This window comes from Alteromonas sp. AO-Serp, from assembly GCF_017849675.1.
GTDB lineage: Bacteria > Pseudomonadota > Gammaproteobacteria > Enterobacterales > Alteromonadaceae > Alteromonas > Alteromonas macleodii.
The window spans coordinates 1-5,700 of the sequence record NZ_JAFLMX010000332.1; the positions used below are offsets into that span (position 1 = coordinate 1).

5 protein-coding genes are annotated in these 5,700 nt (G+C 45.3%); all 5 read left to right on the plus strand.

Going from position 1 to position 5,700, the window contains the following annotated elements:
- Nucleotides 1-452: type II secretion system protein (locus QVA83_RS20835; RefSeq protein WP_287498914.1), on the plus strand; the 452-nt coding region annotated here is incomplete at its 5' end.
- Nucleotides 442-996 carry a prepilin-type N-terminal cleavage/methylation domain-containing protein gene (locus QVA83_RS20840; RefSeq protein ID WP_101563280.1) on the plus strand — a complete coding sequence of 185 codons (555 nt, stop codon included), beginning with the start codon at nucleotides 442-444 and terminating at the stop codon, nucleotides 994-996. The genes QVA83_RS20835 and QVA83_RS20840, both read left to right, overlap by 11 nt.
- On the plus strand, nucleotides 996-1,751 hold the full coding sequence (locus QVA83_RS20845) for a PulJ/GspJ family protein (protein WP_101563281.1): 756 nt from the start codon (nucleotides 996-998) through the stop codon (nucleotides 1,749-1,751). Before QVA83_RS20840 ends, QVA83_RS20845 begins: the two co-directional genes overlap by 1 nt.
- Nucleotides 1,741-2,196 carry an agglutinin biogenesis protein MshP gene (locus tag QVA83_RS20850; RefSeq protein WP_101563282.1) on the plus strand — a complete coding sequence of 152 codons (456 nt, stop codon included), beginning with the start codon at nucleotides 1,741-1,743 and terminating at the stop codon, nucleotides 2,194-2,196. Before QVA83_RS20845 ends, QVA83_RS20850 begins: the two co-directional genes overlap by 11 nt.
- A partial coding sequence (locus QVA83_RS20855; protein WP_287498915.1) for a DUF6701 domain-containing protein occupies nucleotides 2,196-5,700 on the plus strand: 3,505 nt, incomplete at its 3' end. The genes QVA83_RS20850 and QVA83_RS20855, both read left to right, overlap by 1 nt.

Sequence of the window (5,700 nt, forward strand, 5' to 3'; positions counted from 1 at the left end):
CCGGTTTTACATTAGTAGAACTTATCATAACCATATTGGTTATTGGGGTGCTGGCGGTAACCGCCGCACCTCGCTTTCTTGGTAACGATACGGAAGAAGCTATCGCCCTTCGCGATCGCACACTTCAAGTCGTTCGTAACATGCAGTTTCGTGCTATGCAAAATGTGCAAGACACTAGCTGTGTGAAAATAACCGCCACAATCATTGCCCCTCCCGCTGGCCACGATTGTACAAACGCCCTTTCTACCTTTTTTGATGCCGATCAGGTAGTCGATGCATCAAGCACCGACTTTACTTTTCAAACGGCCGATGAAAATGGCGATAGCTTTTCTCAAATTCAGTTTGATGGGTTTGGCAGGCCGCGAAATATCGCGTGTTCAACGAATTGTAGAATTCAAATAAGTACCTTTGCCATGTGTTTACAAAGCGAAGGGGCAGTTTATGCGTGCTAGGGTTGTATTGCCTGTACATAAAAAATGCGTGAACGGCTTTACACTGTTAGAGCTGGTGATTGGTATTGTTGTATTTACGATTAGCCTAACCGTAGTTCTGTCGCTTATTGTCCCGCAAGCTGAACAAACCGCAGAGCCATTTCGTCAGGTGAAAGCGGCGAAGCTAGGGCAGTCTTTAATGAATGATATTCTTAGTCGCTCTTATGATGAAAATAGTGACAGAAGCCCACCATTTGTCACCTGTGTCGATAAGCCTGATCCGTCCAATGCCAGCGATAACCTGTGTTCCGACGCTCTAGGCCCAGACGCTGGTGAAACCTCTGAAGAAGCTTATGACGATGTAGATGATTATAATGGTTATGCTATTAGCAATGTTGGCGGCAATTATAATGGCTTTGCTTACCGTGTCGGTGTTACTTATGACTCTTCAATTGAGTCAGACTTAAACAAAAGAGCACCAAAACAATACAAGCGTATCGATATCGCGGTCACAGCTCCAGACGGCCAAGTTTACAACTTCAGTGCTTATCGAGGGAGCTATTAATGTCCCTACCAAAAGCAAGACGCCAGCGCGGTTTTACACTTATAGAACTTATTTTAGTGATCACTATTTTAGGTGTGATTAGCGTATCTGTAGCTCAAGTGATTTCGTTGAGTGCTCAAATTTATATAACCGGCGCAGAACGTACCCGCCTTGTTTCAGATGCGCGCTTCATTATATTGCGGCTCGAAAAAGAACTTCGAAATATTGTGCCTAACTCGGTCTCCTTTGACGCTAGTTTAGGGTGCTTAATCTACTATCCAATCGTTATGAGCGGTACATATACCGCAGACCCTTTCGATGACAAGCTGCATTCCGTAGTGTTTGAAATGGAGGCTCCTACAGCGGACGATAAATTAGTTATCTACCCAACGAGTCCGCAAAGTGTGATTGATAACAGTGTAGACTATAATGGATATACCGCCGCCACCGATGACGAAGGAAACGTTTTAGATCACCAATACATAATTGAGTTAGGAGTCGTAAACACTCAATCCTCCCCTGGGAAGCGTTTTTTTGTGTTTAACGAAAACCCGGTGTCAGTGTGTAAGGAAACAACGGCGCAGGGTGAGGCTTTGGTGCGAAGAGATGGAACAAGTACAGGCATTATCGCAACGAATGTAAGTAGTTGGAGTGCAGACGTAATAACGGTAAGTTTGCGCCAAAATGCTTTGGTCAAATTAGACTTGACGCTCATCGGTAATGATGACGAGACGTTGGCTTTCTCGCACGAGGTACACTTCCCCAATGTTCCCTAATAGACAATTTACTTTATCGCCTTCTCGCACCCTATCAAAACAACGTGGCTCTACCACTATTGTGGCGATCATTATTAGCATTGTACTTTTAGGACTTGGCATTGCTTTGTCTAATCAGATTTCATCAAACATACGTCAGCAATCCATTGAATATTATGGTGCTCGCGCCTATTTAGCAGCGCAGAGCGGGGTGGAAGTTGCGGTTTCCCGGTTAGTTGAAATCCAAGACCGAACATGCCCTTATCAGACCGAAATAATGTTTACAACAAGTGGTCTTAAAAACTGTAAAGCGGACATAGAGTGTAAAGGTCCTGCAGTAGCAACAGAACCGGAAGTTACCTCTAATGCAGTGGAAGTCTACTTACTGACATCGGAATCTAGTTGCTCTGCGGGACAAATAGAAACATCGAGGAAAGTAAGCGTGGAAGTAAGGCAGGAACAATAATGAACTTAAAGTCTATTTCGCTGTTTTGTTTGTTTCTCACGTTATGTATTGCACTGCCCGTGCAAGCCGTCCCTCAAATCGAAGGCAGGTTCATCGAGCTTCAAAACACCTACAATAAAGCAGAGTGGACAACCATTAGCTTTTCACAGGTATACGACGAGCCGCCAGCGGTGTTTATGCTGTCTACCAATCAAGGTAGCAACCCAGCGATTGTCAAAATTCGCAATGTTACCCGCACAGGTTTTGAAGCGCTGCCCCTTGAGCCTTCTGGAGAAGATGGTCCACATATCACGATGGGAGCACATTACTTAGCGATTGCGTATGGCGTTCATGAATTTCCTGACGGTGATATTGTTGAAGTCGGTAAGATGGAGCTCGGAGGGGGGACTATTCAGGCATCGACAAGCTCTCCTTGGTATGAACCTAACGGCCCCTTGAAGGTGGGCGAAGAAAATGCGAGATATGCTCGCGTTTCACTTGAAACTGATTTTGGTGAAAAGCCTGTTTTCTTTCACTCTATTCAAACGTTAAATAACCAAGTTGACGTTAATGGAAAGAAGCCACCCAACGAACATTTGTTACCGTTTCTAACTATTGCAGCAAAGTATGAAGCACCATCTTATTTTATGGCGTTGGAAGCGTCTGAAACAGATTATGCGCCAGTTACACGCAATGAAACGGTAGCTTACATGGCGACAACAGAGGGGTTCAATCGTAGATTTTTCGATGACAATGGTATTGAAGTGGTTTGGGAAGCCGATTTTGCCGACGTACGCATACAGGGGTGGGACGATGGTTGCTTTCGAAATGACTTTAAAAATAACTATGCGCAAACTCCTTTGGTTGCAGCCAGTAAAATAAGTAGAAACGGCGGCGACGGCGGTTGGCTTCGCAGCTGCGGCGTGAACAAAAATAGGCTTGGACTTCGTGTAGATGAGGATAGAAGCTTAGACTTTGAGCGCAACCACACTGAAGAAGACGCTAGCATTCTGGCTATGACTTCAGAGTTTGTGTTTAGTGGTGAAGTTCCTAGTTGTGATGACGCCTTTCCTGGCGCGGTTGCCGCTTTTAGTGGTTCCGCAATTTCACTCGCAGCTGGTAGTCGAATGATTGATGAAAATGCAGGTGTGTTGTCAGCACAGCAGTTTATCACCGACGCTACAAGCGGATCTGCAGACTACCCAAAATGCGGACAGAACCCTGTCGACTGTACCGTGAACAACACAGATGCGCTTACCGACTCACAAGCGAGAGCGATACCAACAATTACCATTGACGATAGCGGCCCAGAGATAGCAGAAGGGGACTTAGCGGGGGATTATTATTTTAACCGTCAACTGGTAACCATGGCGGCGGGTAACTACAACGTAATTGCACCCACGCGAATTTATGTTTCTGACCCGGGGGACAATATAGGTGGCGTTGCTACAAAGTTCACCATGGTGAACGCAAATATCACTGTCGCTGAAGGGGCTTATCTCGCGATTTATGTCGATGGAGATGTGGTCATCGATGGCTCAAACCCCAACGCATTGGTTTTAGCAAAAGGTGAAATAACCTTTGCCAATGTGTCTGAAGGCACATTGAGAGGCCGCTTTACCGCAGGAGGTGGCGTCGGCTCACCTGCTACTCTGAGGGTGACGGCTAATGAAGTGCCAAACAATATTCCTGGCATCTGCGGTCGGGAAGTCATTGAAGTACTGAATCATTATCGTTTTGAACTGGCTGATAACAAGGGTAGCAGCTGCGCCGCGAAAGAAGTTACCCTAAAAGCCTGTGCAGACGTCAACTGTGATTTACTCTACTCTCAGCCATCTACAGTCAACTTAGTGCCCGTTAATAGCGGTAACTATCGATGGTCGCCTGACGACAGCGTAACGTTTATCGGGCAGACCTCGCTAACACTCGATAGCCTAAGAGGCGCAGATCCTGAACTTGCTACTTCGGGAGAAAATCCATCTTCTCAATTGCGTTGCTTTATCGGTGGTAAAGAAGTGAATTTAGGTAGCTGTAAAATAAAGTATGAATCCGACGGGCTGGTGTTTAAGAATATCACTGATGATTCAGAAACCATCGTTACTCAGCTTTCTGGTAAGCCTTCAGACACTGGCTTTAACAGCAAGACCTATGCAATCGAAGCATGTGGGAATTCTGACACGCTAAAAAATCAAATTGTCGATGTTGAATTAAATTATAACTGTTCTAGTTCGAGCAATTGTTCTAACACCCTACTGCTTATCAACAACGGTAATGAACATCAACTGGGGCTAACCCCACGCACCTTTCCTATCCAATTTGATGCTGACTCGCGAGCAGCCTTTACAATTCAATACCCAGATGCGGGAGAGTTGTCGTTGTCAGCAGACATAACAAATCGAAGCGGTATTGCAGGTTCTTCTAATACTTTTAAAGTGCGTCCATTCGGCTTTGCTATGAATATCTTAAATGATAGCGGCACGAGCTCCAATCTTAACGGTTACGCGAATAGTGCGAATGGTTCGCTGCTCAAACTGACAGGGGAAGACTTTGTCTTAGGCTTGCGAACAGTACAGTGGGTCGATGGTGAAGACAGTAACGACGATGGAATACCAGATAACTTTGCAGCACTGGAAAATAATAATACCGCGGAGCATTTTTCAGGTAGCGCGTTGTTAACACCCTTAAATATACTTCCTAGTGGCGGCGCAACGGGTACATTGAGCGTGCCCAGTGTTTTATTTAGCGACGAAGGTAAAGTTAACGTTGGTGTTAATTACGATGAGGTAGGTACAATTTCCATTGCGGCACAGAGTACTTATTTGTCAGATACCACCGTGCAAGGGCTGGTGCAAAACGTTGGGCGTTTCGCACCTTCTAATTTTGCCTTGAGCGGAAGTGTTGAAGCAGCATGTAACGTCAATGGTGCATTTAATTACTTTGAACAACCTATTAGTGAAGTGAGCTTCTCGCTAACCGCACTTAACCAAAATGGCAGCCGCACCACAAACTACTACGATGGTTTTGATAAACTGATCAATATCAGCTTACAAGTCGAGCACGGCACAAGCTTGCTAAATAGGCTGGAAAACATTAATCCAATAAGTTGGCCGCAAAATGCCAGTGCTGGTCTTATTTCATTTTCTGACAACGATATCGTATTTAGTCGCCTTGCTGATAACAGCGTAGATGGGCCTTACCTCGAAGCACACATTGCGCTGGTGGCAGACCAAGCACAAATTGAGGGCGCAAACTTCAATGGACTTTCTTGCTCCGGTCAGTGCGTTGATGATTTTGGTGATTCAATCAGCTTCGCCTATGGTCGTGCTACGTTAATAAATAACTACGGTGCAGCCGACGAAGCGCTTTTGTTACCGCTTCGCACCCAATATTGGGACGGAAGTAATTGGCGAATTAATAAGTATGACAGTTGTACGGCTTATGATCACGACAACGTGAATGACGAATCTGGTGAATTGGTTTCTTCGGGGGAAGAGTCATTAAGTGAAGGAGCCTATAGAGATAGTG